This is a genomic window from Paenibacillus thermoaerophilus (assembly GCF_005938195.1).
Lineage (GTDB): Bacteria > Bacillota > Bacilli > Paenibacillales > Reconciliibacillaceae > Paenibacillus_W > Paenibacillus_W thermoaerophilus.
The window spans coordinates 18,177-44,348 of the sequence record NZ_VCQZ01000017.1 but is presented as its reverse complement, the minus strand read 5'-3'; the positions used below and the strand labels follow the sequence as shown (position 1 = coordinate 44,348).

Genomic DNA, 26,172 nt, shown 5'->3' with positions numbered 1-26,172 from the left:
TCCCTGCCGCCAGGAGGCCGACGCCATGAAAAAATGGGTTATTCTGTGTATTCTTTTATGGGTGCTTGGGAATACGGCAGCAATCGGTTCGGCCGCAGCGTCGTCCCCGGCCATCACGATAACGGTCTCCGACCATGTCGTGACGGTATCCGGCACAGTCGCCGAGGGCAGCAAATACGCAACAATCGTCGTGACGAATCCGAACGGCGACAGGGAATATATCGACCAGATCGCGCGGCAGTCAGACGACAAGTTCCAAGTCTCGTTCACGGTCGGTAACAAGCTGGCAGGAACTTATCGCGTTACCGTCGGCGGCGACGGTACGCTGACACCGGCAAGCGCGTCCTTCGAGTTGACTAAGCCGACACCCTCGCCGACACCTTCACCAACACCTTTGCCGACGCCTTCGCCGCCGGCATTTCCGGGACCGAGCGTGTCTCCTTCACCCAGTCCGTCTCCGACTCCTTCCGCAAAACCGGCATTTACGGTATCGGCGGAAATGCTGAGCGAGCCGGATCAAGCCGACGGCAGCGTAAAAGTTATCATTGACGAAGCGGTTGGCGAAGTGCTGCTGCCGTCGGCTGCCGCCCAATTGACGCAAGGCCGGCCGGTCGCGCTGATCTTCATGGACGGCTCTTTACTGATCCCCGTCGAGGTGCTGAGGTCGATGGAGAAGCTCGCCGAATCGGCGGCGGACGGCGCATCGATATCCGTCCGCCGCGAACAAGCCTCTTCTTCCGCGGCTGCCGAAGCGCTCCGAAAGGCAAGTGCAAAGTATGGGGCGAAGCTGGCCTCAGCCGGATATGTATACGCGTACTCCATCTCTTTGAGGATGAAAGATGCGAAGGAAACGAGAATGGACAGCTTTGAACAGCCGATCGTCTTGACCTTGCCTGTTCCTCCCGGCGCGGACCCCCGCTTGTTGGGGATATATATGACGTCGTCAACGGGCGAATTCGTATACGCCGGCGGCCGTTACGATCCAATCGCCGGTACGATAGCGGCCGAAGTTCGCGGCTTCGGTCCATACACGGCGCTGCTTGTTTACGACAAATCGTACGACGACGTGCCCGAATCTCACTGGGCGCATGCGGCGGTCAAACAGCTGTCCGCCAGACATGTCGTCGACGGCATTTCACTGACGGCGTACTCGCCGGATGCCGATGTCACCCGGGCGGAATTTGCCGTCATGCTCTCCCGTCTGCTCTCACTGGGAGATAATCAAGACGAAGCTTCCTTATTTCACGATGTCCCGGCATCGGCCTGGTTTTCATCTGGTGTGAACGAGGCCGCACGTGCCGGAATCATACAGGGGACGGCCCCGGGCCTGTTCTCTCCTGAACAGCCGATCAGCCGGGAAGAAATGGCCGTTCTGATCATGCGCGCTTACCGATACCTGACAGGCGGCGACGCGATCACCCAAGGGGCGGCTGCCGATTTCCGGGACGCATCCGACATCAGCGGCTGGGCGGTTGAAGACGTATCCGCCGCTGTCCGCCTGCAACTGCTTGAAGGGCTCGAGGATCAGCTCTTCAAGCCGAAGGACCGTTTGAGCCGAGCGCAGGCGGCTCAAGTGCTCGCGAATATCATAAACAACCTCGGCCTCGTTTAATTTTCCGGAAACATAAAGGCGCTGCCCGCGGAGAACCGTTCTCCAAAGGCAGCGCCTCTTTCCTGTTTCATTTAGAGGGGGGCGATCCCTTCTCCAAAAAGCCCCGCTCCACCGCTTCGCCGATCAACCGCTCGGCAAAACTCCATAACGCGGGAGCTCCCTCTTCGATATGCCGGTTGCGCTTCTCGACCCGGTCGCTCGTGACTCCGTGCTTGCGCCACGCATGACCGCGCGTCGTATAGTTCAGCAGCATCGGCTGCAGCCGGTCCAGCGACGCCGCGAACTTCGCTTCCGGCGTGGCCCGCTCTTCGAATTCCCGCCACAACGAATGGAACTCGTCCCGCTGGTCGTCGGGCAGCAGCCCGAACAGCCGGTTTGCCGCCCGCTGCTCGCGTTCCGCCTTGTCGGTATGGCCGGCTTCGTCGTAAGCGAACGTGTCGCCCGCATCGATCTCGACAAGATCGTGCACGAGCAGCATCCGCATCACTTTTCCGAGGTCCAGGCCCGGTTCCGCCGCATGCTCGCTTAACAACATCGCCATAAGCGCGAGATGCCAGCTATGCTCGGCATCGTTCTCCCGTCGGCTGGCGTCCGACACGAGGGTCTGACGCAGAACCGACTTGAGCCGGTCCGCCTCGATAATAAACCTCAATTGCTTCGTCAATCTCTCGCCGGTCGGCGCTTCGGGCAGTTCGGGCTTGCCGCCGTCTTCGCCGCCCACCGGCTCGTCGTCCACCAACTCGATCATCGCGCAGCTCTCCTCTCTTCGCACTTCATTTTTAAAGGCCCCTTCGGACCACAAACAAGCGGTCCCCCGGGGCCGGTTCGTTGTCTCCTATTTCCCGGCATGCGCCGTCCATGCTTTCCTACGCAAGCCGCCGAACGCCTTCGGCCGACACGATCGCGTAGACGAGCGGCTCCGGCCGGCAAGGCCGTGACTGAAGCCGGAACGCTTCGCGGGCCAATCTCAACGCCTCCTCGATCCGCGCCTGCGGCCGCTCGTTCACGTGCAGCTCCGCCAGCACGTCTCCCGCCGCGACCTCGTCGCCCACCTTGCGGCGAAGGACGACACCCGCCGCCGGGTCGATGGCGTCCGCCTTCGTCTCGCGTCCGGCCCCTAGCAGCATCGCCGCGATGCCCAGCCGCTCGGCCTCGATTCCGGATACGTAGCCGGACTCCTCGGCCTTCACCTCCAACACGCGGGACGCCGAAGGCAGCATCGCCGGATTGTCCACGACCGAGGGCGATCCGCCCTGCGCGGCGATCAATTCCTTCAGCTTCTTCAGCGCATAACCGCTTGACAGCCGTTCCTCCAGCTTCGCCCGGGCGGAAGTCTCGTCGTCTGCAACGCCGCCCAGCACCAGCATATGCGCTCCGAGCGTCAGGCACAGCTCCTTCAGATCGGCAGGCCCGCCGCCCTTCAACGTCTCGATCGCCTCGCGCACCTCCAGCGCGTTGCCGATCGCCAGTCCGAGCGGCTGATCCATCGAAGTCAGCACGGCAATCGTCTCCCGGCCCACGTCGGTGCCGATCCGCACCATCGCCTCCGCCAGCGAAATCGCCTCGTCGAGCGTCTTCATAAACGCGCCTCCGCCCACCTTTACGTCAAGCACGATCGCGTCTGCGCCGGCGGCGATTTTTTTGCTCATGATCGAGCTGGCGATCAGCGGAATCGACTCGACCGTCGCGGTCACGTCGCGCAGCCCGTACAGCAGCTTGTCCGCCGGCGTGATATTGCCGGATTGGCTGATGACAGCCAGTCCGTGCCGGCTTACCTGCTCCAGGAATTGCTCCCGGCTCAGCTCAACCCGAAAACCCGGAATCGACTCCAGCTTGTCGATCGTTCCTCCCGTATGTCCGAGGCCTCGGCCGGACATTTTGGCGACCGGAACCCCGGCCGATGCGACGAGCGGCGCAAGCAGGATGGTCGTCTTGTCGCCCACGCCGCCGGTCGAATGCTTGTCGACCTTGATGCCTTCGATCGGCCCGAGATCGACCTGGTCGCCGGAACGGGCCATCTCCAGCGTCAGCGAGGCCGTCTCGGCCGGCGTCATGCCGCGCCAGACGACCGCCATCGCCCAAGCGGACATCTGATAGTCCGGAACCGTTCCTTCGACATAACCCCGGATCAGAAACGCGATCTCGTCCGGGGTCAGCTCGCCGCCGTCGCGTTTTTTGCGAATAAGATCGACCGCTCTCATGGCTTCATCCCCCGCCGATTCGTTTGACGAACTCGCGCACCAGCCGCTGGAATTTCGGCTTGGTCCGGTTCGCCGTCTCCATGACCTGCTCGTGCGTCAGCGGCTCCAGATGCTCGCCGATCGCCATATCCGTGATGCAGGAGATGCCGAGCACCGAGATCCCCGCATGGCGGGCGGCGATAACCTCGCCGACCGTCGACATGCCGACCGCGTCGCCCCCGAGATTGCGAAGCATGATCAGCTCCGACGGCGTCATGTACGTTGGTCCGGCAACCCCTGCATAGACGCCTTCGCGAAGGTTCAGGCCGAGCTGTTCCCGCTCGTTCAGCTCTGCCGCGAGCCGCTTGGCCAGCTCCCGGTGCGATTTCGAGTAAGCTTCGGACATATCCGGGAACCGGACGCCCAGCTCGGGCACATTTTCGCCGATCAGCGGGTTGGCGCCCGTCCAGTTCAAATGGTCGGAGATGAGCATCAGGTCGCCCGGCTCGAACGACGCGTTCATTCCCCCGGCCGCATTCGTAATCACCAGATCAGCGATGCCGAGCAGCTTCATCAGGTAAACCGGCGCGACAACCTGCTGCATGGAGTACCCTTCGTAATAGTGAAAACGGCCCTGCATCGCAAGCACATCCCGGTCTTCGAGCCGTCCCGCTGCGAACCGGCCCGCATGCCCTTCCACCGTGGAACGGGGCAAAAACGGAACGTCCTCGTACGGGATGTATACGGCGTCTTCCAGTTGCTCCGCCAGATCGCCCAGACCGGAGCCGAGTATCAACCCGATCTCCGGCCGACGCGAACCCAAGCGCTCCTTCAGGTACTCGGCCCCGGCCCGAAGCCGCTCCAGCCGTTCCGCCGCCGTGTTGCCGGCTTTCGTCATATGTATCGCTCCTTTCGCCGATTCGTGCCGCACGTTCTTACACCCGTCCGATCAACAGCTCCACGAGCTTGAGGAATTCCGCCTTCACCCGCTCCGTCGTCTCCATGACTTCCTCGTGGGACAACGGTTGATCCAGCATGCCCGCCGCCATATTGGAGATGCAGGAGATGCCGAGCACTTCGATACCCGCATGGCGGGCGGCAATCACTTCCGGCACCGTCGACATGCCGACCGCGTCGCCGCCGAGCGTGCGCAGCATGCGAATTTCGGCCGGCGTCTCGTAGGACGGCCCCAACAGGCCGACATAGACGCCTTCTTGCAGCTTCATGCCGAGCTCGGCAGCCGCTTCGTGCGCGATTGCGCGCAGACGTTTGCTGTACGCTTCCGACATATCCGGGAACCGGACGCCGACTTCCGGATCATTCGGCCCGATCAGCGGGTTGCGGAACATCATGTTCAAGTGGTCCCGAATCACCATCAGGTCGCCCGGCGCGAACGCCGCATTGATGCCGCCGGCTGCGTTCGTCACGATCAGGGTGCGGACCCCCAGCGCCTTCATCACCCGGATCGGTAACGCCACGCGGGTCACGTCATACCCTTCGTACAAGTGAAACCGGCCCTTCATCACGACGACGCGGCGGCCGGATACGTCTCCGACCGCCAACTCTCCTGCGTGTCCTTCCACCGTGGACACGGGAAAATGCGGAATGTCGCCGTAATTCATCGTCACCGGATTTTGCAGCGAATCCGCCAGGACGCCCAGACCGGAGCCGAGAATCAGCCCGATCTCCGGCTTGCTTTCGATCTTCGCGGCGATCGCGTCCGCCGCCTCGCGCACGCGCGCCGCCTCGGTTTGAATGGTTTCTTGGGATGCCGTTTGCGTTTCCTTCGCCATCGATTTATTCTCCTCCAGCCCGATGTTTGTTTAATTCCTGCAAGAAGCTGCGCCCGATTCCGGAGTCCCGGACGCCAAAATTGTCCGCGATCGTCGCCGCCAAATCGGCGAACGTGTCCCGGACGCCGATCGTCCCTCCTGCGGAGATCGAAGGAGAGACGGCCAACACCGGCACATACTCCCGCGTGTGGTCCGTTCCGTGATGAACCGGGTCGTTGCCGTGGTCGGCGGTGATGATCAGCAGATCGTCGTCGCCTAGCTTTTTCCGCAGCTCGGGGATATACGCGTCGAATTCCTCCAGGGCGGCGGCGTATCCCGCCACGTCGCGGCGATGGCCATACAGCGAGTCGAAATCGACGAGATTGACGAACAGCATCCCCTCGAACGGACGCCCGAGCAGCTCGATCGTCCGCTTGATACCGTCGAGATTGCTTTTGGTCGGATAAGATTCCGTGATGCCCTCGCCTGAGAAAATGTCGTGGATCTTGCCGACGGAGATCACGTCCCGGCCCGAATCCTTCAGCGCGTTCAACACGGTCGGAGCCGGCGGCTTCACCGCATAGTCATGCCGGTTGGGCGTACGCTTGAAGGCTCCCGGCGACCCGACATACGGCCGGGCGATGACGCGTCCCACCGGGTACGGCTCGCCCAGCGTCAGCTCCCGGGCGATTTCGCAGGCCCGGTACAGCTCCTCCAGCGGAATAATCTCTTCGTGAGCCGCGATTTGGAAGACGCTGTCCGCCGACGTGTAAACGATCCATTCCCCCGTCTTCATCTGCCGCTCGCCCAGCTCGTCCAAAATTTCCGTGCCCGAAGCCGGCTTGTTGCCGATCACCCCGCGCCCGGTCCGCTCGGCGAACTCCCGGATCAGCGGCTCCGGAAAACCTTCCGGATACGTCTTGAACGGGACGTCGATGCGCAGCCCCATCAGCTCCCAGTGGCCGGTCATCGTATCTTTGCCGGCCGATATCTCCATCATTTTGCCGTAGCAGGCTTCCGGCTTGACCGCAGGGGACAGCCCCGCCAGCGGTTCGATATTCGCCAGACCCAGCCGTTCCAGGTTGGGAACCTTCCAGCCGGGCGTCCGCTCGGCGATATGTCCGAGCGTATGCGCACCCGCGTCCCCGAAAGCCTCGGCATCCGGCGCTTCGCCGATGCCCACGCTGTCCAGCACAATGACGCACACTCGTTTAAAAACCATCCTCATCGCCTCTTTCCGTTCCAATTGCGTTCCCATCCACGGTTCAATCCGGTCCCGTTCGGGACGATTCGGTTATCGCTTGCGGGAGCCCGATCTCGGATGGGCCCGGTTGTATACCTCGCTGATGCGGACTTTCGCCGTCTGCGCCTGCAAGTACACTTGCGTGGAAGAGATGTCGGCGTGTCCGAGCATCTCCTGCACCGCCCGGAGGTCGGCGCCGTTCTCCACCAGATGAGCCGCGAACGAATGCCGCAGCATATGAGGCGATATCGCTTTGGCGATGCCGGCTTCCGCCGCCCTCGACTTGATCATCTTCCAAAATGCCTGACGAGTCAAGCGTGTCCCCAGATGTCCGAGGAACAGGGCGGTCTCCCCGTCCGAGCCCGACCGGATGAGCGCCGGACGCCCGCGCTCCACATACGCCTGCAGCGCTTCGACCGCATGGCGGCCGATCGGCACGATCCGTTCCCGTCCCCTGCTGCCGACGACGCGGATAAATCCGAGCTCCGGATGCACGCTGCCTACGTCAAGTGCCGTCAGTTCGGACACTCTGAGCCCGCAGGCGTACAGCAATTCAAGCATCGCTTTGTCCCGCAGCCCGTAAGGCGTATCCGGCTCGGGCGCGGCGAGCAGCGCCTCGACTTCGCCCGGTTCGAGTGTTGCGGGGGCCTCGCGTTCGAGCCGGGGGGACTCAAGCCGTTCCGCCGGATTGCGCCGGATATGTCTCTCCCGTGTCAAATAGGCGAAAAAAGAACGCAGCGATACAGCGGCCCTCGCCGTCGTCGCCGCAGAACGTCCCCGGACGCGAAGCTGCTGCAAATAAGAAGACAGGGTCGCTCTCGTGACCGAATCCGGCTCGGAGAGGCCCTGCTTCTCGGCAAAATCGATAAATTGCGTCAAATCGCGCCTGTACGCTTCGAGCGTCCCCGCCGAGAGCTCCCGCTCCACCGCAAGATCGCGCAGGAACAGCTCCAATCGATGTCTCATGTTCGGTCCCTCCGTCGTAGGTTAACATTTACCACAACGGAGCCGCCAATTCCTGCTTTATTCGCCGGTTCGATAAAAAAATAACAGCCGCTCCAGCATGCTGTCCCCTTCGATGCCCGACAGCTCCGGGTTAAACGCCTTCACCGCGCGGCCGCTCGGCTCCTTGTAGCGGTTGGTCGGTTCGATCCACGACGTCAGCGCCGACAGAGCGTAATACACGGCGACGGTCAAGACGACCAGTCCGATCGCGAATTTGATGCGCGCCATCCAGCGGCGGATCGATACGATCATGGCCCGTCCCTCCTCTCCGCAAGTGTATGACGGGACGCCGCCGATTATTCCGGGAGACGCCGCGCCCCGTTTCTCACACCTGCAGCGGCGTATACGGCAGCCCCACCGCTTCCGCGACCGCCTGGTGCGTAACGGCTCCCCGGTGCACATTAACGCCCAGCCGCAGGGGCGCATTGTCCGCGACCGCTTGATCGAAGCCCTTGTTCGCCAGCTCCAGCGCATACGGCAGCGTGGCGTTGGTCAGAGCGAGCGTGGACGTGCGCGGCACCGCTCCCGGCATATTGGCCACCGCGTAATGAACGACGCCGTGCTTGAGATAGATCGGATCGCTGTGCGTCGTGACCCGGTCGATCGTCTCGATCGATCCGCCCTGATCGACGGCCACATCGACGATAACCGCTCCTTTTTTCATGGTGCGGACCATCTCCTCGGTCACCAGCCGGGGAGCCCGCGCGCCGGGAATCAGCACGGCGCCGATCAGCAGATCGGCCTTTTGCACGGCGCCCGCGACGTTATAAGGGTTGGACATCAGCGTGTGGACGCGGCCGCCGAAGATATCGTCCAGGTAACGCATCCGCTCCGCGCTGCGTTCCAGGATCGTGACGCTGGCTCCGAGTCCGACCGCCATCTTGGCGGCGTTCGTGCCGACGATGCCGCCGCCGAGGATGATGACGTTGCCGGGCGGAACGCCGGGTACGCCGCCCAGCAGGACGCCGCGGCCGCCGTAAAATTTCTCCAGAAACCGCGCCCCCACCTGAACGGACATTCTGCCCGCCACTTCGCTCATCGGGGTGAGCAGCGGCAATCCGCCGCCCGGCAGTTGGATCGTCTCGTACGCGATCCCGGTGACGCCCTTGTCGACCATCGCTTTGGCCAGCTCGGGCACGGCCGCCAGATGGAGATACGTAAAAAGCAACTGACCGCTGCGGAAATACGGAATTTCTTCCGGCAAAGGCTCCTTCACCTTCATGATAAGTTCCGCGTTCGCCCACACTTCCGCGGCGGAAGGCACGATTTGCGCGCCCTCCCTGGCGTAATCCTCGTCGGAAAATCCGCTGCCCTCCCCGGCTTTGGTCTCGACAAGCACGCGGTGTCCCGCTTCGCTCAGCACATGCGCGCCGGCAGGCGTAAGGGCCACGCGGTATTCATGGTTTTTGATTTCTTTCGGCACGCCGACGACGCAGCTTCGATTCATGACGCGACCACTCCTTTTCCTGAATGCGCCTTTCTCCTATAGTCATATTCCAGTCGTTACGGCTGTAACCGAAACCCGGCGCGGAAAATAGAGGATTCGGCCCGCCGATGCGAAAAAAGGCTGTTCCGGCGTCAGTCGATGCCGGAACAGCCTTCTCTCGCCCGCGTCACTTGGACTCCTCTTGCGGGGGTTGCTGTGCTTTGTTTTTTTCGTTGCAGCGTCTGCAGATGCCCTGGAAGTCCAGACGGTGATCCAGCACCGTAAACCCGAACTCCTCCGTCACACGTATCTCAAGCGGCTCCAGCCAATCCTCCATGATCTCGTCCAACGCTCCGCATTGCACGCAGATCAGATGGTGATGATGGTGATGCGCGCTGTCGTTGCGCAAATCGTACCGCGCGACGCCGTCTCCAAAGTTCATTTTCTCCACGACATGCAGTTCCGTCAGCAGCTCCAGCGTCCGGTACACCGTCGCCAGACCGATCTCAGGTGCTTTGTCCTTGACGAGCATGAAGACGTCCTCCGCACTGAGATGGTCCTCCTCATTCTCGAGCAGTACGCGTACCGTCGCTTCCCTCTGCAAGGTCAGCTTGTAGCCCTGCGATTGCAACTGCTGCTTGATTTTCTCGATTCGATCTTCCATCCGGCCTCCCATCCCGTTCGCCGGGCTGCCATTCATGCCGGCCGCCAACACGGGCCAACGCCTATACAAGTTGATCTTTCTATTATTATAGGCGGTCATTCCGAACAAAGTCAACGCTTGTCCGAACCGGAAGAACCGGCGTCAGCCCTTCAAGCCGGCCGCCGCCATCGGGGATATCCACTGCAGCAAATAGGGCGAAGCGTACGCCTCGAACAACGCGGCGAACGCCACCGCAGCCGCGGCCAGCGCCGCCGTGCGGGCATATCGGCCGAAGGCCGGCTTCAATCCGATCCCGGGATGCTGCAGGAGACGGTATTTCACCAGTTGAAACGAAAACACGACGGAAGCCGCGCTCAGCGCCATCAACGCGGGCACGACGAGCAAATTTTGCGGCAAGACGGCAATCATCGCCACCAGCAAACCTTTCCAGGATAGCTGTCCGGTCAGATAGCCGACAGTAAATCCGACCAGCACGCCCTTCAGAAAATCGAGCAGCAGCACAAACGGCAGTCCGATCACCGACAAACCAAGCAGCCAGATGAGCACCAGCCACTTGACGTGCAGCGAAAAGGCCGCGAGAAAAGCGGAGCCTTGCCCGCTTCCCGGCTCGTCCAGCATGACCGATTGGAAGAACGAACCGAGGTGCCGCGACATTTCCTCCTTCTGCTCCAGCGTCAGCGCCTGAACCAGAAACGCGCCGAACAGAACGCCCATCGCGAACAGGACGAATACGAAAATAAACAACGGCAACTGCGTCTGCAGTTGCTGCCGAATGCCGAACGCCAGGTCTTTCAATCGCTCCGCCTCCCCTGTCCCGTTAGTTCAGCTTATGAGCGCAAGGATAGCGGTATGACTGAATGGGACCTGCGGCAATTGCGCCGGGCTTCTCTACAACAGCTTGCCGAACGTGCCTCCGCCTCCGGGCGAGATGGACAGCCGTCCCTCTCGGGCGAGCACGATCCGCTCGGCCAGAGCGTCTCCGACCGCCGAAGCGAGCTCGTCCGGCGAGGCGCGATGCAGCACGGCCATCTCGGTGCCGAATACGGCCAGCAGCTTCTCCAGCAGCTTCGGCCCGACGCCGGGAATAAAGCGCAGCGGAACCTGCCGAATGTAGGGAGGCCTCATGGAGGCAGCCGGCGGGCGATCCCGGTCCGCGATCGACAGCACGCGGTCGAGCACGCCCCGAACGATCCGGCCGCCGCAGCCCGGACAACGGTCGTGAACGGCGTCCGCCGCTTCCCACACCTTGTCGCAGGCCGCGCAGTAGGAACGGTGGTACTTGCCGAGGGCGGGATGAAGGCCGTAGTTGCAGGCGATTCCGCGCCCTTCGGCTTCCTTCAGCGCGAGGCCGAGCTCGCGGAAGCTGGCCTCCTTCAGCCTCAGCACGTTGTATTCGCGGGCGATGTTGGGCAGCGAATGGGCGTCTGAGTTCGTCAGGAACGGGAAGGCGTCCAGCTCGGACAAATATCCCGCGAGCTCGGTATCGCCGCTCAAGCCGAGCTCGACGGCCGAGACGCCGTCCAGATCGAGCAGCATCGACATTCGCTCGGCCGCATGGCCGTAGATGCCTTTGTGCGGGGTAAAAATATGGGCGGGCACGAACAGCCCGCCCCCCGCAATGACCCGCTCCTGAAGTTCCCGGGCCGTCACCCGAACCCGCTGGGAGCTCAGCCTGACGTTCTTCATGCGGGACGCCAGCCAGCCCGAGAACGAAGCCATCTCCTCCAGCGACGGCATGTACGCCAGCACATGCGCCGCTCCGAAACCCGGGTCGCATACCTCGATCTCGCTGCCCAACACAATAACCGTATCCCGGTAGGCGATGCCGCCGTCCGGCAGCTCCCGCATCTCTCCCGCTTCGAGCCGGTCGGCGATCTCCTCCAGCACGTCCGGGGATTGGCAGTCGATGATGCCGATCATGTCGATGCCCTTCCGGGCGGACGCCTCGCGGGCGATGTTGCGGAACGTCAGATCTCGGCTGCCGCTGATTTTGACGGGAGCGCCTTTCTCCGTGCGCCCGATATGAATGTGCAGATCCGCCGTCAGCTCGCGCATCATGCGTACGATCCCGTCAACCGGTACAGTTGCCAGGCGTATACGGCCATAATCGTCTTCGCGTCTTCGATGCGTCCTTCCCGGATCAACGCTTTCGCTTCGTCGAGCGTTACTTCAGTCACTTCCAGAAACTCGTCTTCGTCCGGGTTCGCCTGGCCCGGCACCAGCTCGTCCGCCACATAGAGATGGATCAGTTCGTCCGCGAATCCCGGCGACGTATAGAACGAAGCCACATGGCGAATCGTAGGACATGTATAGCCCGTTTCTTCCATCAGCTCCCGCTTGGCCGCTTCCAGCGGATCTTCGCCGCCGTCCAGCTTCCCGGCGGGAATCTCGACCAGACTTTTGCCGAGCGGTTTCCGGTACTGCTCGACAACGATCATGCGGTCGCCCTTGATAGGCAGCACGGCCACCGCGCCGGGATGGCGCACGATCTCCCGCGTCGCGATCGATCCGTTCGGCAATTCGACCTCGTCGACTTGCAGGGAGATGATTCTTCCCTGGAAGATTTGTTCGGTGCGAACGGTTTTTTCTTCGAAAAGATTGGATGAGCTCATTCGGTTCTGTTCCTCCTTGGGCTCGCATAGGAATCTGGTAAATCGGAAACGACGAGTTGATAGGAGGAGCTTCGGCCATGAAAGTTTACCGCACGAACGAAGAAATTCGCCTGGTCGGCAAAGGATGGGAGATTCGCCGCGCGTTGCGCGGCTGGGTCAAAGAAGCTTCCTCGCATGCCGCCAAAGCGTCCGCCGGCGTTCCCGTCGCCCCGGTCCATCCCACGCTGCGCGAGTGGCTGAACCGGCTATAGGCCGGACGCCGCTCACACCCAGCCCTGTTCGTACGCGTAGCGGGTGAGCTGCACGCGGTTCTGAAGATGCAGCTTCTGCAGAATGTTTTTCAGGTGGTTTTTCACCGTATGCTCCGAGATGTGCAGCTCGTCGCCGATCTCCCGGTTCGACTTGCCCCGGGCGACCCATTCGAGAATTTCCCGCTCGCGGGCGGTCAGCGGATCGTCCGCTTTGCTCTCGGCCCTTCTCTTGGCGGCGAATTCGTCAAGCAGGCGCGAAGCGAATTCGCGGGACATCGGAGCCTCGTCCATCGCGACCGCCTTCAAATAGTCCAGCCATGACGAAGGGGACAAGTTTTTGAGCAGATAGCCTTGCGCGCCCCGTTTGATCGCTTCGAACAAGTCGGCGACATCGTCCGATACCGTCACCATTACGATCTTGACGTACGGATACTTCGATTTGATTCGTCTGGTCGCCTCCAGCCCGTCCGCTTCCGGCATCCGGATATCCATCAGGATCAGGTCCGGCATGACCTCTCCCGTCAGCTCATACGCCTCCAGGCCGTTTTTCGCTTCGCCGACCACCTCGAACAGCGGATCTTCTTCAATGATTTCCCGAATGCCCCTGCGGGCATGCGCATGGTCATCGGCGATCAACACCCGATACGGCTGCATCTTTGCCGCCTCCTCCCGGCTTGCTTATCGACAGCACCGTCCACGAGCCTTCGCGGCCGAACGAGACGAGCCACCCGAATTCGGCGGCCCGCCTCCGGATCATATCGAGGCCGAAGCGCTCGCTTCCGCCGTCTTCCTGCGGGAATTCCGTTCCGTCGTCCGCCACCGTCAGCGTCCAGCCGCCGGAACGGTCGGCCGCCGCGCGCACGCGGACGTTGGCCGCGTCCTTCGCATGCTTGCGCACGTTCATGAGGCCTTCGCGCAAGCTGGAGAACAGCTCGATTTTTTCCCGGGGGCCGAGCAGCCGGTCCGGCAGCTCCCAGCGCCAATCGAGCATGCAGCGAGTATTGCGCTCGAACTCCCCGAACATCGAACGGATCGTATCCGTCCAAGGTTCTTCTCCGGCCGCGTCCGGATCGCCGCGCAGCCCCGCGATCGCCTGCCGCACATATTCGTCCGTCTCCCGGATCGTCCGTCGCAGACCGGTGAGCTCCGCGCCGATGTCGGCCGCCCCCTCGGCCACCCCGCGCTGCAGGCGGTCCGCCTGCACCGACAGCAGGAACAGCGACTGCGCCACCCCGTCGTGAAGCTCCCTTGCGAACTTTTCCCGCTCCCGCAGCACGGCTTCGCTGCGCATGGACGCGTTCAGCTCTTCCTCCGTCTCCTCCAGCAGCGAGAACAACGGGACAATCACCGCCAGCGTCACGCCGAATACGATGACGGGTGCCAGCCAGTTCCCCGCATCCATCGACAAATACGGCAGCAGAAATTCATGACGGATATACTCCCACAACCCGATGGTCAGCGTCGGAATCAACAGGATCAACCATTTGATGTGACGGGGACGCATCCGTCCTCAGCCCCGTCTCAAGCTTTGGCCTTGGCGGAAGCGGCGATCACCTGCACCAGCTCGACAGCCAGCTTCGCCGTGTCCACCAGCTCGGAAATCTTGATTTTTTCCTGCGTCGTATGGATGTCCTCGTACCCGATGGCGATGTTGACCGTCGGAAAGCCGAAGCCGTTAAACACGTTGGCGTCGCTGCCGCCGCCCGTATGGAACGTGCTCGGCGTCTTGCCGATGCGGCGGATCGCCTCCATCGCATAGCCGACCAGGTCGTCCTCCTCGGTGAATTTATAAGCCGCGTAGATGACGTTGCTGTTGAACTCGACTTTCGCGCCGAACTCCGCCGCCGCCGATTCGCAGGCTTCCTTCATATGGGCGATCTGCGTCTCCAGCTTGCTGTTCTCCAGCGAACGGGCCTCGGCGTATACGTCCACCTTTTCGACGACGACGTTCGTCTCGCCGCCGCCTTCGAAGCGGCCGATGTTCGCGGTTGTCTCGGAGTCGATCCGGCCCAGCTTCATCCGCGCGACCGCCTTGCTGGCGACCTGGATGGCACTGATGCCGTCCTCGGGATTGGCCCCGGCATGCGCGGACTTGCCGATAAAGGTGATTTTCATTTTGGCCTGCGTCGGAGCGGCTACCGCGATCATGCCCACATGTCCGCTGGAATCGAGCGCGTAGCCGAAGTCGGCGTCGATCAGGCTGGGGTCCATCGCCCGCGCGCCCACCAGACCGGACTCCTCGCCGACCGTGATGATGAATTGCAGTTGGCCGTGCGGAATGTTGCGCTCCTTGAGCACGCGGATCAGCTCAAGCAGAGCGGCGACTCCCGCCTTGTTGTCGCTGCCGAGGATGGTGGTGCCGTCGCTGCGGATATATCCGTCTTCGCCGATCTGCGGCTTGATGCCCTTGCCGGGAGCGACCGTATCCATATGGCACGTGAAAAAGATCCGCGGGGCGTCCGCCGCATCGGGCGTCGCGGGCAGCGTCGCGAACAGGTTGTTCGCGCCGTGTCCCGTCTTCGCTCCCGCCTCGTCTTCCCGGATGGTCAAGCCCAGCTCCGTGAATTTTCGCTTCAGGGCCAGACTGATCTCCCGCTCCTCCTTCGTTTCGCTGTCGATCTTCACGAGTTCGATAAATTCGTCCACCAGCCGCTGCTGATTTACCATCCGAACTTTCCTCCCTGCTTCATATGCGTTAAAATGAACTTAAAATCAGTATGAACGAAATGAAAGGACGAATCAACTTGATCCCGAAACGTCTCGTTAAATTTGTCGTCTGGTTGATGCTATTGTCCATGCTCTCATCGGTCGTCTTGTTCGCCGTCAACGTCTTGTCCACCTGACCGATGCCCGTCGACCCGCAGCGCGATGCAAGCCCGAGGCTCCAAAGCCTCGGGCTTTATGCCGTTCCGCTTCCTTGATCCGGGGACAAAAAAACGTTCGGCCGATATCCGCTTCCCGGAACACCGGCCGAACGATATTCGCCTCGAAGTTAGTACAGCTTCGTATCCGGACCGTAGCTCTCCAAGTTCTCCTTCACCCGCTGCAGGAACCGCCCGCAGATGACGCCGTCCAATATCCGGTGGTCCAGCGACAGGCACATATTCACCATCGACCGGACCGCGATCATGTCGTTGATGACGACCGGACGTTTGACGATCGATTCGAACGTCAGAATCGCCGCTTGCGGATAGTTGATGATCGGATAGGACAGGATCGAACCGAACGCGCCCGTGTTGTTCACGGTAAACGTTCCGCCCTGCATGTCGTCCAGCGTCAGCTTGCCGCTGCGCGCTTTTTTCGTCAGCGTGTCGATCTCCCGGGCAAGGCCTGCGATGTTTTTCTCGTCCGCTTTCTTGATGACGGGACCGACAACCGAGTCTTCCGTTCCGACGAACAGCGACAGGTTGATATCCCGCTTGACGATAATTTTATCCGTCGCCCACACGGAGTTCATGATCGGGTAGTCTTTGAGCGCGTTGACGACCGCCTTCAGCACAAACGGCAAATACGTGATGTTGATGCCTTCCTGCCGCTGGAACTCCTCCTTGATCCGGTTGCGCAGCAGCACGAGATTGGTGACGTCCACCTCGATCATCGTCCAGGCGTGCGGGATCTCCGTCGCGCTCTGGCGGGTGCGGCTGGCAATCAGATTGCGCATCGGCGTGATGTCGATATACGTCTCGTTCCGCGCGGACGGCCCGGCAGACTGCACCTCGATCTGCGGCAGCGGCGGGTTCGAGCTCAGATGAATGCCCGTCGTGCGCAACGGAACGGGCGGGATGTTGCCGACGACCGGCTCGCTCGCCGGTATCCAGGCCGCAGGAGCCGGGGCCGGGGCCGCCGCGGACGATTGCGGAGCGCGGTTCTCGCCTGCGCCGTCCTTCCGCGCCGTGCCCTCCGCGATGGCCCGCTCCACGTCTTTGCGCGTAATGCGGCCGTTCAGCCCGCTGCCGGACAGCTTCGTCAGATCGATCCGATGCTCGGCCGCAAGCCGCTGCACCGCCGGCGAATACCGGGCCCGCATGCTCGCGTCGGCTTTCGCGGAATCGGACGCCGCTCCTCCGCCGGCCTCCGCCGGTTCGCCGGCGCCAGTCGGGGAGCCGGCGCCGCCTGCCGTCCCGGCGTCATCCTCCGCGATGATGCAGATCGTCTCGCCGACCGCGGCCGTCACGCCTTCGCCGACGAGAATGTCCACAAGCGTCCCGGAGACGGGCGACGGCATCTCGACGTTTACTTTATCCGTGAACAGCTCGCAGAGCACGTCGAACTGCTCGACGCGGTCCCCGGGCTGCTTGATCCATTTGGCTACAACGGCGGAGACGAGGCTCTCGGCAAGATGCGGCACCGTGACGGGCGTGCCACGTTCCGCTTGAACAGGTCGGTTCATATGGCGTCTCCTCTCGTCAATAATGCGCCAGCTCGCGAATCGCGGCGGCGATTTTATCGGGATTCAACAGGAAAAATTGCTCCGCGACCGGATTGATGGCGACCGCCGGCACGTCCGGGGCGCACAGACGCCGGATCGGCGCGTCCAGATCGTAAAGAAGCTCCTCCGCGATAATCGCCGCAACTTCCGCGCCGACGCCGCCGGTCTTGTTGTCCTCGTGTACGATCAGCACCTTGCCGGTGCGCGAGGCCGCTTCGAGAATCGCCGGCACGTCAAGCGGCTGGAGCGTCCGAAGATCGAGCACGTGCGTGGAGATGCCCTCGGCCTCCAGCTCGGCGGCCGCCTCCAGCGTCTGCTGGACGGCCAGGCCGTACGCGATCACCGTCACGTCGCTGCCTTCCCGCTTCACGTCCGCTTTGCCGATCGGAACGACGTACTCGTCCTCCGGAACCTCGTCGCTGACCGACAAATAACACTTCTTATGCTCGAAATATAGGACGGGGTCGTTGTCCCGGATCGCGGCAATCATCAAGCCCTTCGCGTCGTAGGCGGTCGATGGCGCGACGATCTTGAGGCCGGGGGTGCCGAAAAAGACCGATTCCGGACACTGGGAATGGTACAGGGACCCTCCCCCGGTAGCCCCGTAAGGCGCCCGGATCACGACGGGACAATTCCAGTCGTTGTTCGAGCGGTAGCGGATTTTGGCCGCCTCGCTGATGATCTGGTTGGTCGCCGGAAAAATAAAATCGGCGAACTGCATCTCCGCGATCGGCCGCATGCCGACCATCGCCGCCCCGATGGCTACACCCGCGATCGCCGATTCCGACAAGGGGGTATCCAGCACGCGGTCTTCCCCGTACAAGTCACGCAAGCCTTTGGTGGCGTTCATGACGCCGCCCTTGCCCACGTCCTCGCCAAGCACAAACACATTGGGGTCGCGCTCCATTTCCTCCTGCATCGCGGAGCGGATGCCCTCCAAATACGTGATAACCGCCATCGGTCGGCCTCCTTGTTCCTAAAAACCTATGAAGGGATCAGTCCCCGTACACGTGAAGCAGCGTATCCTCCGGCGACGGATACGGCGCTTTGTCCGCATAGGCCGTCGCTTCGTTGACCTCGGCCTTGATCCGCTCCTGCAGCTCGTTCTCGCGGTCGTCGTCCCACAGTCCGCATTCCGTGAGATAAGCCCGCATACGCAAAATGCCGTCCCGCTTGCGGTGCTCCTCGACCTCTTCCCTCGTCCGGTACAACATATCGTTGTCGGCCGCGGAGTGGGGCGAGAGGCGGTACATCATCGCTTCGATCAGCGTGGCGCCTTCGCCGGCCAGCGCGCGCTCGCGGGCTTCCTTGACGACGCGGTACACTTCGAGCGGATCGTTGCCGTCGACGCGCAGGCCCTTGAATCCGTACCCCAGCGCGCGGTCGGCGATCTTCGCCGTTCCGACCTGCTTCGAATACGGAACGGATATCGCATACTGGTTATTCTCGCAGAACAGGATGACCGGCAGCTTATGCACGCCGATAAAGTTCGCGCCTTCGTGGAAGTCACCCTGGTTGCTGGAGCCTTCGCCGAAGCTGACATAAGCGACGCATTTCTCTCCCCGAAGCTTGGCGGCATACGCGATGCCCGCCGCATGCGGAACCTGGGTCGTGACCGGGCTGGAACCCGTCACCACCCGGAGTCGCTTGCAGCCGAAATGCCCGACCATCTGCCGGCCGGCGCTGTTCGGATCTTCGGCTTTGGCGAACAGATTCAGCATCAGCTCGCGCATCGTCATGCCGAGCGTATATACGAAAGCGTAGTCCCGGTAGTAAGGGAGGAAATAATCGATTTCGCGGTTCATTGCAAAAGCCGCGGCGGTCTGCGCCGCTTCCTGGCCGATTCCCGATACGTGGAACGGCACCTTGCCCGCCCGCTGCAGCAGGGTCGCCCGCTCGTCAAACTTCCGCGCGGCCACCATATTGCCGTACATCTTCACCACTTGTTCGTCGGTGAGGCCGAGCTCGCGGTGTTTCGACATTTGTCCGATCGACATCCCGCCACCTCCTGATCGCTTTTTTGTGACCTGGTCTTAATATCAGGCGTTACGCTCTTATTATAACTCGCCCGCCGTCCGAACTCAAACGAAAGACGGGCGAATTTTTAGCGGCGGACGCCGGGCGGCTACAGATTAAGCGGCCGTCCTTCGACCGCCAGCATCGCTTCGGACATAATCTCCGACAGCGTCGGATGAGGGTGGATGGTCTGCGCGACCTCCCACGGCGTGGCGTCCAGCAGTTGGGCGAGCGCCGCTTCGGCGATCAGGTCGGTCGCGTGGGGACCGACGATATGCACGCCGAGCAGGTCGTTCGTCTCGGCGTCCGCGATCACCTTGGCGAATCCGCCGCTTTCTCCGTAGACGACCGCCTTGCCGATGGCGGCGAACGGAACTTTCGCCGTCCTGACGGCGGATACGTGCCGGCGGGCTTCCTCCTCGGTCCAGCCGACCGAAGCGATCTCCGGACGCGAATAGACGCAGCGGGGAACCCGATGCGACGGCGTCGCGTGGGGCGTCAGACCGGCGATGTGCTCGACCGCGACGATCCCCTCGTGCGCCGCCACATGCGCGAGCTGCAATCCGCCGTTAACGTCCCCGATCGCGTATACGTCCGGGTCGTACGTCTGCATCGTCGAAGGGTTCACCTTGATGAAGCCGTTCTCCAGCTTGGCCTTCGTATGCCCGAGACCGATATCCTCGACGTTCGCCTGCCGCCCGACGCAGACCAGAAGCTGATCCCCGGCGAGGCCGATCCGTTCGCCGCCGCGCTCGATCTGCAGCAGCACGCCTTCGCCCGTGCGCTCCAGCGACTCCGTCAGCACCCGCGCGTTCGTCTCGATCCGCACACCGCGCCCCTGAAGCTGCTTCTCCAGCTCCCTCGCGATGTCGGCGTCTTCGGTCGGAAGCAGCCTCGGGCCGGCTTCGACCAGCGTGACGGACACGCCGAAGTCCCGGAGCATGGACGCCCACTCCACGCCGATCACACCGCCGCCGACGATCAGCATCGATTCCGGCAGACGCTCCAGCTCCAGCGCCTCGTCGCTGGTCAGCACGAAGCGGCCGTCCGCCTCCCAGCCGGGAAGCATCCGCGGCCGCGAGCCGGTCGCCACGATCAGCTTGTCCGGCAGCAGCTCGTCGATTTCGCCGTTCTCGCGCTCGACCGCCAGCCCCCCGCCTTTCGGCGAGAAGATCGAAGGTCCGGTGATGCGCCCGTACCCCCGGTAGACGTCGATTTTGTGCTTCTTCATTAAATACTGCACGCCGCGGTGCATCTGCTCCACCACGGCGGCTTTGCGCGCGGACACGCGGGTGAAATCGAGCCCGACCTCCCCCGCGATCACCCCGTAGCGGTCCGCTTCCTTCAGTGTGGCGTAAACCTCCGCGCTGCGAAGCAGCGATTTGCTCGGGATACAGCCCCGATGCAGACAAGTTCCGCCCAGCTTGTCCCTCTCCACGAGAGCGACTTTCATTCCAAGCTGGGCGGCGCGGATGGCGGCCGTATAACCGCCCGTTCCGCCGCCGATGATGGCTACGTCGTATGTATGCGACATGGGTTGCTTCCCTCCGTCATGACCTGTTACTATTAGTACGGTTAGACCGCCTGTTTATTGCCTGTTGTTCTATTGTACCTTGAACGTTCCCGAGAATATAGGGGACGAAGGAAAGTAGGTTTGCCCATGAACGAAAAAACCGCCCGGTTTATTGCGATGCTGCTGCTGGTGATTCCCGGCGTGGCGGCGACATACGGCTTTCTGCTGATGAAGGACGCTTTTTTTATGACCTTCGCCTTGATGGGCGGCGATATTCGCATCGGGATAGGGCAACTGGCGCTTCGCTTCTTCGGAGGACTGATCCTGTTCGCGCTCGGCATCGCGTTTATCGCCGGATGGATCTTCTTCAGGGATCGCAAGCGCAACTACGTCGCCCCCCGCTTCAAGCCCAAGAAACGTCCCCGTCCCCGCCGGCAGGCGCCGACTTCGGACGAATCGTGAATATCGTCCGTCATGGAGACAGCCGCCGCCAGCGCCGGAACATCCGGTTCAAGCGGCGGCTGTCAGCCCCCTACGCAAAGATCAGCCAGTATAAGCCCGCCAGCAAGACCGCAGTGAGTCCGCCGACCGCCAGAGACAGCGGAACGAGCAGCAATCGGCCTTTCTGCATCAGCTTGACCAGCTTCCGCTGGTGCAGCTCCGCTCCCCAGCCTTCGTAACGGCCTCCGTGGGCCGATGAAATCGAATACAGCTCCCGCACCGCCGCGTTGACGGCGTCCAGGCTGATGCTGTGCGTCTTCCGCAGCAGCAACCGGCAGCGGCCATCCGGGTCCTCGCCGCTTCCTTCGCACGGCTCGGCCGCGAATCCGGACGCTTGAGCCTGCGCCGCCGCCGCGGAGCGCGCTTCCTCATCCGGGAACGACATCCAGTGCCGGATCTCCCGGTCTCGCCCGTCATCCCCTCTGGCCTGCAGCGACTCCAGAAACAGCGTATTGCGCATCAGCAGGCTTTCCACTTCGTTCGGACACAGATAGGAATAAAAGCTCCATTTCTCGTCCTCCTTGCATAAAGCCTGCACGCGCATGCCCGACGCGATCTGGCGGATTTCTTCCATCACGCGTTCGAACCGTTCCCGGTAACGGGCGTAGAAATAAAACTCCAGCCGCGATTCCGTGTTGATCCGCGCCGCGTATACCGCATCCAGCTCGTCCGCGAACCGGCGCTCCGCTTTTTGCTCCAATTGCTGCAAGCAAGCCAGCACCTGGCGCTTCGACCGTCTCCGGTCGGCAATCCCGTACGTATTCACGACAACCGACAGCAGCCACGGCCGGCTGCCGTCGGGCACGCTCCGGCGAAACGCTGTGTCCAGCAGGATCCACATACGCTCCTTGTCTGCCCGACGCTCGAAAAAATTCCATTCATGCGCATGTGGCACCCTCATCACTCCCGTCTCTTCTACGTTTGCGCGTTGCGCTTCGCTATCACGTTATCACAGAAGACACGCGTTTGTAAAATAGAGAGCCGCCCTTCCCGTTCCCGGCAGAGCCTTGCTTTGTGCGCTCCCGCCGGGCCGCCGACCGGAAAAGCTGGGCCGTTCGGCTCCTTCCTTAATAGCTATTTCGCGAGAATCGAAAGCATGACCGAAATGCCGGGCCCTTCCGCCGCTGCGGCTGTTCTCCGGGATTTTGCGGCAGAAAAGAAAACGGCTTCTCGCCTTCGTTCGCGCGAAAGACGATCAGCCGTATTCGGTGGTTATGGAAATTTGTTCCCGATGATCGGCAACGCGACGCGGCCAAAACCGGATGCCCGCAAAAAAACGCCCCGGAGCCGCGTAACGTTTCAGGCGGATCGGCCGGGATCAGGAGACGTCCAGATATAACTTCGAACCGTCGGCGTAGATGAATACCGCGACGTTGTTCACGATATCGATGTAGAGAATTTTTTTCAGCTTGCGGCGAAAATCAAGGTTGTATTCAAGCTCTTCGAGCTTCCGCATCAACAATTCGGTCGAGTTGGGAGCGCTCTTCCGTTCATTGACCCAAATGACCTTTTTCTTGAATGTGATACATTTCCGCATGATTCTTCCACCCTTCGACACCAATCTCTATCTCTAGTAATGTACAGAGCATATTTTAGACACGTTCGAAGCGAACATTAGAAATGTGTGCAGATTACTAAAATTTTCTTAATATTTTTCCCGCCAAAAAAAAGAGCCACGCCCCGGCTTTCGCCGAAGACATGACTCTTTTATACGCAACGCTTCCCCGTTTACACGTCTCTTCGCAGCGCCCGCAGCACGTCCACCCGGGTCGCCCGGGCGGCCGGCCGCATCCCGGACAACACCGCGACGCCCAGCGAGATCGCGCAGGCGATCATCACCAGATAAGGCGGAATCAGCGAGAATACGAAGTTGTCGGGCACCTTCTCATCCATGACCATCTTCACCAGCACCGGCAGTCCCCAGTTCACGGCATGCGACAAGCCGTACGACACGATCGTGCCGATCACGGCGCCCGACAAGCCGATCACCGCGCTCTCCAGCAGGAAAATTCGCCGGATGACGGACGGATGCGCCCCGATCGCTTTCATGATGCCGATATCCTGCGCTCTCTCGGTGACGGCCATCGTCATCGTGTTAAAAATTCCGATCGAAGCGATCAGGACGGCAATCGTGCCGACAAAGACAAGCCCGATCTTCATGATCAGGAAGAACAGATTCGTCTGTTCCAGCATATCGACGATCGAATGATTCAGGTAGCCTTTCGACCGGATTTCCGAGGCGATGCTCTTCACATGATCCAACCGGTCAGCCACAACCTTCACCGACTCGTATGTGCGCGGCTGCGACAGATCCGCCGCCAGATCCCGGGGAGCGCCGCTATTGCCGCCGGCTTCCCGGATCTCCCCCAGCCTCGTCTGCGTGATCCGCTCCACCTCGTCCAGCATCCCGCTGCCGATATAGAGAAGGCGATCCTCTTCCCATTCCTTCGACGGTTTCTTCGTAACCCCGACGATCGCAGCCTCGATCGGCGTGCTTGTTTCGCCGCCGTCTGCCGATCTCTGCTTCACCGTCAGCCGGACCGTTTTGCCCAGCCATTCCTTGGCCGGCGGCACCTCATCGTATTGCGGCTGATCCTGCTGGTCGGTCTTCCGGATATGGTATCCGACGACGATCTCGTTTGTCGCCTGCGGAAACCTTCCGGCATCCAGCTCCATGCCGGCCTTGGACTCTTCGTCAAAGTCCACGGCAATCGCCCCGAACGTGGTCAGGACCGTTCCGTCAACCGTCGGCTCCAGCGACTGCCTCACGCGGTTGCGGGTCGTCACCGCCTTCACGTGTTCGACGGACTTCAGGTAGGAGATATGCTCGTCCCGCAGGTCGTTGTTCACCTTCTCCTCCCCTTCGGGCATGACGCCCCACACTTCGATCTCGGTGACCAGACGATCCCCGACCATATCGTCGACGATGCTTTTTTGCAGGCCGAATCCGACCGAAGCGAGCACGATCAGGAAGGCGCAGCCCATCGCCGTCGCCAGCACGGTCATAAACAGACGCGTCTTGTTTTTCTTGACATTTTGCCGCACGAAGCGCAGTTGATCCCTGAACGTCATCTCAGACCCCTCCTTGAATGCGTTGATCCGTGATGCGGCCGTCCTTCAGCGTCAGCGTCCGGTGAGCGATCGAGGCGACCTGCTCGTCGTGGGTAATGATGACAAACGTGAGGCCCTGCTCGCGGTTCAAGTCCCGGATCATCTCCAGCAGCACGCTCTCGTTCTCGCTGTCCAGGCTGCCCGTCGGCTCGTCGGCGAGAATGATCGGCGGATTCAGCATCAGCGCCCGGGCGACTGACACCCGCTGCTGCTGGCCTCCGGACAGCTCGCCGGGATAGTGCCCGGCATACTCCGCCAAGCCTACGCGCTCCAGCATGTCCATCACACGCCGCCGCCGTTTGTCCGCCCCGACCCCCTTCAGCACCAGCGGCAGCTCGGCGTTCTCGTAAGCGGTCATACTCGGGATGAGCTGGAAGCTTTGAAACATAAACCCGAAGTTCTGCAGCCGGAAGTCGGCCCACTCCCCTTCGCTCAGCCGGGTGACGTTGCGCCCGTTCACGATGATGTCCCCTCCGGTCGGCCGGATATATCCCGACATCAGATTAAGCAAGGTGGACTTGCCCGACCCGCTCCGGCCGACGATCGCGACGATCTCTCCCTGTCCGATCCGAAGGTTGATATCGTGCAGCACCGGCAATACTTTTTCTTTGCCTTTTTTGCCGATGACGAATTGATGCTGTAGTTGCCTCAACTCTATCATGTCGTTCGCTCCCTTGCTTGGTGTCTATTAATAAGTCCCGTCTCGTTCGAATTTTGTAACACTCCGCCGCAAAAAATATTTATCGACGGGTCCGGCCATTATTAACGACGGTCAGATGCAAAGTCATCTGGCCGATTCCGTTTAAACCCTTGTTTGATTTCATTTCCAATCCCCTTTTAAATAAAAAATACCACTCCTTTATCGGCTTCTGGGAAGACCAATAAACAAGTGGTATCAGTTGGCTTATCACTTCGATATTTATCGGCTCAAAACGGTGCATTTCCGATATTTATAGCCATCCCTGCATTTGCCATTGACACGCTCAAAGCCGCGTCAGTCTTGCTTTCAAGACACCTTGTGCTCAATCCGCAGCTTGTCCGCCACCATCGCGATAAACTCGCTGTTCGTGGGCTTCGACTTGCTGATGTTGATCGTGTAGCCGAACAGGTGACTGATGGAGTCGATGTTGCCGCGCGTCCAGGCGACTTCGATCGCATGGCGGATAGCGCGTTCGACGCGGGAAGGCGTCGTTTTGTATTTCTCGGCAATCGCCGGGTAGAGCGTCTTCGTGATCGCGCCCAGGATGTCGATGTTGTTGTACACCATTGTGATCGCTTCGCGCAGGTACTGGTATCCCTTGATATGCGCGGGCACGCCGATTTCGTGAATGATGCTGGTGATGTTGGCGTCGAGGTTTTTGCCTTTGGTGATCGGGATGACGTTCGTCCGCGGCGTCAGCGACACACTGGAGGAGAGCGATCCGGCCGAGCCCCGCCTCCCACCTGGTTATTGACGAGCTGGCGGATACGCTGCGTCAGAATATCCATATCGAACGGCTTCAGGATATAGTATGCGGCTCCGAGCTGCACGGCTTTCTGCGTAATGTTTTCCTGGCCGAACGCCGTCAGCATGATGATCTTCGGCATTGGCTGCAGATTCAGGCGGCGCAGCTCCTCCAGCACGCCGAGCCCGTCCAGGTGAGGCATGATAATATCCAATATGAGAACATCCGGCACGCGGCCGCATTCCTCAATGAAACGCAGCACCTCATTGCCGTTGTAGCACACCCCGGCGACGGTCATATCTCCTTGTTCGTTGATAAACTCCGAAAGAAGGTGGGTGAATTCTCGGTTGTCGTCCGCGAGCAGCACTTCGATCTTTTGCACGACGGTTCCT

The 26,172-nt window shown here is 61.3% G+C and carries 27 protein-coding genes and 1 pseudogene; 4 read left to right on the top strand and 24 right to left on the bottom strand.

Annotated elements, in window-relative coordinates; genetic code table 11:
• Nucleotides 1-25 precede the first annotated feature (25 nt).
• Nucleotides 26-1,612: an S-layer homology domain-containing protein gene (locus FE781_RS12555; RefSeq protein ID WP_138789975.1), complete on the top strand. Its 1,587-nt coding sequence runs from the start codon at nt 26-28 to the stop codon at nt 1,610-1,612.
• A 67-nt stretch (nt 1,613-1,679) separates the two neighbouring features.
• On the opposite strand, the gene FE781_RS12550 is transcribed toward FE781_RS12555, so the two are convergent.
• The 12 genes from FE781_RS12550 to FE781_RS12495 form a co-directional block, all read right to left on the bottom strand.
• Nucleotides 1,680-2,360 carry an HD domain-containing protein gene (locus FE781_RS12550; protein ID WP_138789974.1) on the bottom strand — a complete coding sequence of 227 codons (681 nt, stop codon included), beginning with the start codon at nt 2,358-2,360 and terminating at the stop codon, nt 1,680-1,682.
• Nucleotides 2,361-2,478: 118 nt separating this feature from the next.
• Nucleotides 2,479-3,813, bottom strand: a complete 1,335-nt coding sequence (locus FE781_RS12545) for a pyrimidine-nucleoside phosphorylase (RefSeq protein WP_138789973.1) — start codon at nt 3,811-3,813, stop codon at nt 2,479-2,481.
• A 4-nt stretch (nt 3,814-3,817) separates the two neighbouring features.
• Nucleotides 3,818-4,690, bottom strand: coding sequence for a purine-nucleoside phosphorylase (locus FE781_RS12540; RefSeq protein ID WP_138789972.1), 873 nt, complete (start codon nt 4,688-4,690; stop codon nt 3,818-3,820).
• 37 nt (nt 4,691-4,727) lie between these two features.
• A complete protein-coding gene (locus tag FE781_RS12535; RefSeq protein WP_211346359.1) occupies nt 4,728-5,585 on the bottom strand; it encodes a purine-nucleoside phosphorylase in 858 nt (285 codons plus the stop codon).
• 4 nt (nt 5,586-5,589) lie between these two features.
• Nucleotides 5,590-6,786 (bottom strand): phosphopentomutase, encoded by a 1,197-nt coding sequence (deoB, locus tag FE781_RS12530; protein ID WP_138789971.1) that lies wholly within the window; start codon nt 6,784-6,786, stop codon nt 5,590-5,592.
• A 72-nt stretch (nt 6,787-6,858) separates the two neighbouring features.
• Nucleotides 6,859-7,773 (bottom strand): site-specific tyrosine recombinase XerD, encoded by a 915-nt coding sequence (gene xerD / locus FE781_RS12525; RefSeq protein WP_138789970.1) that lies wholly within the window; start codon nt 7,771-7,773, stop codon nt 6,859-6,861.
• 57 nt (nt 7,774-7,830) lie between these two features.
• Complete coding sequence (locus tag FE781_RS12520) at nt 7,831-8,064, bottom strand: DUF4227 family protein (RefSeq protein ID WP_138789969.1); 234 nt, start codon at nt 8,062-8,064, stop codon at nt 7,831-7,833.
• Nucleotides 8,065-8,137: 73 nt separating this feature from the next.
• Nucleotides 8,138-9,259: an alanine dehydrogenase gene (gene ald, locus FE781_RS12515; RefSeq protein ID WP_138789968.1), complete on the bottom strand. Its 1,122-nt coding sequence runs from the start codon at nt 9,257-9,259 to the stop codon at nt 8,138-8,140.
• A gap of 166 nt (nt 9,260-9,425) precedes the next feature.
• A complete protein-coding gene (fur, locus tag FE781_RS12510; protein ID WP_138789967.1) occupies nt 9,426-9,902 on the bottom strand; it encodes a ferric iron uptake transcriptional regulator in 477 nt (158 codons plus the stop codon).
• 141 nt (nt 9,903-10,043) lie between these two features.
• Nucleotides 10,044-10,697 (bottom strand): stage II sporulation protein M, encoded by a 654-nt coding sequence (spoIIM, locus tag FE781_RS12505; protein WP_246068163.1) that lies wholly within the window; start codon nt 10,695-10,697, stop codon nt 10,044-10,046.
• Between the two features lie 93 nt (nt 10,698-10,790).
• Nucleotides 10,791-11,960 carry an endonuclease Q family protein gene (locus FE781_RS12500; protein WP_138789966.1) on the bottom strand — a complete coding sequence of 390 codons (1,170 nt, stop codon included), beginning with the start codon at nt 11,958-11,960 and terminating at the stop codon, nt 10,791-10,793.
• Complete coding sequence (locus FE781_RS12495; RefSeq protein WP_138789965.1) at nt 11,957-12,514, bottom strand: NUDIX domain-containing protein; 558 nt, start codon at nt 12,512-12,514, stop codon at nt 11,957-11,959. The genes FE781_RS12500 and FE781_RS12495 overlap by 4 nt, the downstream gene beginning before the upstream one ends.
• Before the next feature lie 77 nt (nt 12,515-12,591).
• On the opposite strand from FE781_RS12495, the gene mciZ reads away from it, so the two are divergent.
• Complete coding sequence (gene mciZ, locus FE781_RS12490) at nt 12,592-12,765, top strand: Z-ring formation inhibitor MciZ (RefSeq protein ID WP_138789964.1); 174 nt, start codon at nt 12,592-12,594, stop codon at nt 12,763-12,765.
• A gap of 12 nt (nt 12,766-12,777) precedes the next feature.
• On the opposite strand, the gene FE781_RS12485 is transcribed toward mciZ, so the two are convergent.
• From FE781_RS12485 to FE781_RS12475, 3 genes are read right to left on the bottom strand one after another with little or no spacing between them, the layout of a single operon-like run.
• A complete protein-coding gene (locus tag FE781_RS12485) occupies nt 12,778-13,419 on the bottom strand; it encodes a response regulator (protein ID WP_138789963.1) in 642 nt (213 codons plus the stop codon).
• Nucleotides 13,388-14,269 (bottom strand): sensor histidine kinase, encoded by an 882-nt coding sequence (locus tag FE781_RS12480; protein WP_138789962.1) that lies wholly within the window; start codon nt 14,267-14,269, stop codon nt 13,388-13,390. Before FE781_RS12480 ends, FE781_RS12485 begins: the two co-directional genes overlap by 32 nt.
• A gap of 17 nt (nt 14,270-14,286) precedes the next feature.
• A complete protein-coding gene (locus tag FE781_RS12475; protein ID WP_138789961.1) occupies nt 14,287-15,432 on the bottom strand; it encodes a M20/M25/M40 family metallo-hydrolase in 1,146 nt (381 codons plus the stop codon).
• A gap of 77 nt (nt 15,433-15,509) precedes the next feature.
• Here FE781_RS12475 and FE781_RS17515 point away from each other — a divergent pair, with 77 nt between their 5' ends.
• Complete coding sequence (locus tag FE781_RS17515) at nt 15,510-15,608, top strand: DUF4044 domain-containing protein (RefSeq protein WP_170209531.1); 99 nt, start codon at nt 15,510-15,512, stop codon at nt 15,606-15,608.
• Between the two features lie 149 nt (nt 15,609-15,757).
• Here FE781_RS17515 and FE781_RS12470 read toward each other — a convergent pair whose 3' ends face one another.
• The 4 genes from FE781_RS12470 to lpdA all read right to left on the bottom strand — a co-directional run bounded on the left by FE781_RS12470 (nt 15,758) and on the right by lpdA (nt 20,744).
• A complete protein-coding gene (locus FE781_RS12470; protein ID WP_138789960.1) occupies nt 15,758-17,155 on the bottom strand; it encodes a dihydrolipoamide acetyltransferase family protein in 1,398 nt (465 codons plus the stop codon).
• A gap of 16 nt (nt 17,156-17,171) precedes the next feature.
• Nucleotides 17,172-18,152, bottom strand: coding sequence for an alpha-ketoacid dehydrogenase subunit beta (locus FE781_RS12465; protein ID WP_138789959.1), 981 nt, complete (start codon nt 18,150-18,152; stop codon nt 17,172-17,174).
• A gap of 37 nt (nt 18,153-18,189) precedes the next feature.
• Nucleotides 18,190-19,191, bottom strand: coding sequence for a thiamine pyrophosphate-dependent dehydrogenase E1 component subunit alpha (locus FE781_RS12460; RefSeq protein WP_138789958.1), 1,002 nt, complete (start codon nt 19,189-19,191; stop codon nt 18,190-18,192).
• 128 nt (nt 19,192-19,319) lie between these two features.
• A complete protein-coding gene (gene lpdA, locus FE781_RS12455; RefSeq protein ID WP_138789957.1) occupies nt 19,320-20,744 on the bottom strand; it encodes a dihydrolipoyl dehydrogenase in 1,425 nt (474 codons plus the stop codon).
• A gap of 126 nt (nt 20,745-20,870) precedes the next feature.
• Here lpdA and FE781_RS12450 point away from each other — a divergent pair, with 126 nt between their 5' ends.
• The gene (locus FE781_RS12450; protein WP_138789956.1) at nt 20,871-21,185 is read left to right on the top strand and encodes a DUF2627 domain-containing protein; all 315 of its coding nucleotides are present in this window, start codon (nt 20,871-20,873) and stop codon (nt 21,183-21,185) included.
• Between the two features lie 70 nt (nt 21,186-21,255).
• Here FE781_RS12450 and FE781_RS12445 read toward each other — a convergent pair whose 3' ends face one another.
• From FE781_RS12445 to spo0A, 5 genes and pseudogenes are all read right to left on the bottom strand, one after another.
• Nucleotides 21,256-22,125, bottom strand: a complete 870-nt coding sequence (locus tag FE781_RS12445; RefSeq protein WP_138789955.1) for a DUF695 domain-containing protein — start codon at nt 22,123-22,125, stop codon at nt 21,256-21,258.
• Nucleotides 22,126-22,542: 417 nt separating this feature from the next.
• Nucleotides 22,543-22,761 (bottom strand): hypothetical protein, encoded by a 219-nt coding sequence (locus FE781_RS12440; protein ID WP_138789954.1) that lies wholly within the window; start codon nt 22,759-22,761, stop codon nt 22,543-22,545.
• Nucleotides 22,762-22,952: 191 nt separating this feature from the next.
• Nucleotides 22,953-24,296 carry an ABC transporter permease gene (locus tag FE781_RS12435; protein ID WP_138789953.1) on the bottom strand — a complete coding sequence of 448 codons (1,344 nt, stop codon included), beginning with the start codon at nt 24,294-24,296 and terminating at the stop codon, nt 22,953-22,955.
• Nucleotide 24,297: 1 nt separating this feature from the next.
• Nucleotides 24,298-24,996: an ABC transporter ATP-binding protein gene (locus FE781_RS12430; RefSeq protein ID WP_138789952.1), complete on the bottom strand. Its 699-nt coding sequence runs from the start codon at nt 24,994-24,996 to the stop codon at nt 24,298-24,300.
• Nucleotides 24,997-25,341: 345 nt separating this feature from the next.
• Nucleotides 25,342-26,162: pseudogene (gene spo0A, locus FE781_RS12425) on the bottom strand (sporulation transcription factor Spo0A).
• Nucleotides 26,163-26,172 lie beyond the last annotated feature (10 nt).

Bases quoted from the DNA above. Each gene is read 5' to 3' on its own strand.
- FE781_RS12555 (WP_138789975.1), top strand. From the start codon at position 26: ATGAAAAAATGGGTTATTCTGTGTATTCTTTTATGGGTGCTTGGGAAT.
- FE781_RS12500 (WP_138789966.1), bottom strand. From the start codon at position 11,960: ATGATGCGCGAGCTGACGGCGGATCTGCACATTCATATCGGGCGCACG.
- mciZ (WP_138789964.1), top strand. From the start codon at position 12,592: ATGAAAGTTTACCGCACGAACGAAGAAATTCGCCTGGTCGGCAAAGGA.
- FE781_RS12550 (WP_138789974.1), bottom strand. From the start codon at position 2,360: ATGATCGAGTTGGTGGACGACGAGCCGGTGGGCGGCGAAGACGGCGGC.
- FE781_RS12445 (WP_138789955.1), bottom strand. From the start codon at position 22,125: ATGAGGGTGCCACATGCGCATGAATGGAATTTTTTCGAGCGTCGGGCA.
- fur (WP_138789967.1), bottom strand. From the start codon at position 9,902: ATGGAAGATCGAATCGAGAAAATCAAGCAGCAGTTGCAATCGCAGGGC.
- FE781_RS12535 (WP_211346359.1), bottom strand. From the start codon at position 5,585: ATGGCGAAGGAAACGCAAACGGCATCCCAAGAAACCATTCAAACCGAG.
- FE781_RS12450 (WP_138789956.1), top strand. From the start codon at position 20,871: ATGAACGAAAAAACCGCCCGGTTTATTGCGATGCTGCTGCTGGTGATT.
- FE781_RS12540 (WP_138789972.1), bottom strand. From the start codon at position 4,690: ATGACGAAAGCCGGCAACACGGCGGCGGAACGGCTGGAGCGGCTTCGG.
- FE781_RS12460 (WP_138789958.1), bottom strand. From the start codon at position 19,191: ATGTCGATCGGACAAATGTCGAAACACCGCGAGCTCGGCCTCACCGAC.
- FE781_RS12435 (WP_138789953.1), bottom strand. From the start codon at position 24,296: ATGACGTTCAGGGATCAACTGCGCTTCGTGCGGCAAAATGTCAAGAAA.
- FE781_RS12465 (WP_138789959.1), bottom strand. From the start codon at position 18,152: ATGGCGGTTATCACGTATTTGGAGGGCATCCGCTCCGCGATGCAGGAG.
- FE781_RS12545 (WP_138789973.1), bottom strand. From the start codon at position 3,813: ATGAGAGCGGTCGATCTTATTCGCAAAAAACGCGACGGCGGCGAGCTG.
- FE781_RS12470 (WP_138789960.1), bottom strand. From the start codon at position 17,155: ATGAACCGACCTGTTCAAGCGGAACGTGGCACGCCCGTCACGGTGCCG.
- FE781_RS12480 (WP_138789962.1), bottom strand. From the start codon at position 14,269: ATGCGTCCCCGTCACATCAAATGGTTGATCCTGTTGATTCCGACGCTG.
- deoB (WP_138789971.1), bottom strand. From the start codon at position 6,786: ATGGTTTTTAAACGAGTGTGCGTCATTGTGCTGGACAGCGTGGGCATC.
- lpdA (WP_138789957.1), bottom strand. From the start codon at position 20,744: ATGTCGCATACATACGACGTAGCCATCATCGGCGGCGGAACGGGCGGT.
- FE781_RS12430 (WP_138789952.1), bottom strand. From the start codon at position 24,996: ATGATAGAGTTGAGGCAACTACAGCATCAATTCGTCATCGGCAAAAAA.
- FE781_RS12485 (WP_138789963.1), bottom strand. From the start codon at position 13,419: ATGCAGCCGTATCGGGTGTTGATCGCCGATGACCATGCGCATGCCCGC.
- FE781_RS12475 (WP_138789961.1), bottom strand. From the start codon at position 15,432: ATGGTAAATCAGCAGCGGCTGGTGGACGAATTTATCGAACTCGTGAAG.
- FE781_RS12495 (WP_138789965.1), bottom strand. From the start codon at position 12,514: ATGAGCTCATCCAATCTTTTCGAAGAAAAAACCGTTCGCACCGAACAA.
- FE781_RS12520 (WP_138789969.1), bottom strand. From the start codon at position 8,064: ATGATCGTATCGATCCGCCGCTGGATGGCGCGCATCAAATTCGCGATC.
- xerD (WP_138789970.1), bottom strand. From the start codon at position 7,773: ATGAGACATCGATTGGAGCTGTTCCTGCGCGATCTTGCGGTGGAGCGG.
- FE781_RS12440 (WP_138789954.1), bottom strand. From the start codon at position 22,761: ATGCGGAAATGTATCACATTCAAGAAAAAGGTCATTTGGGTCAATGAA.
- ald (WP_138789968.1), bottom strand. From the start codon at position 9,259: ATGAATCGAAGCTGCGTCGTCGGCGTGCCGAAAGAAATCAAAAACCAT.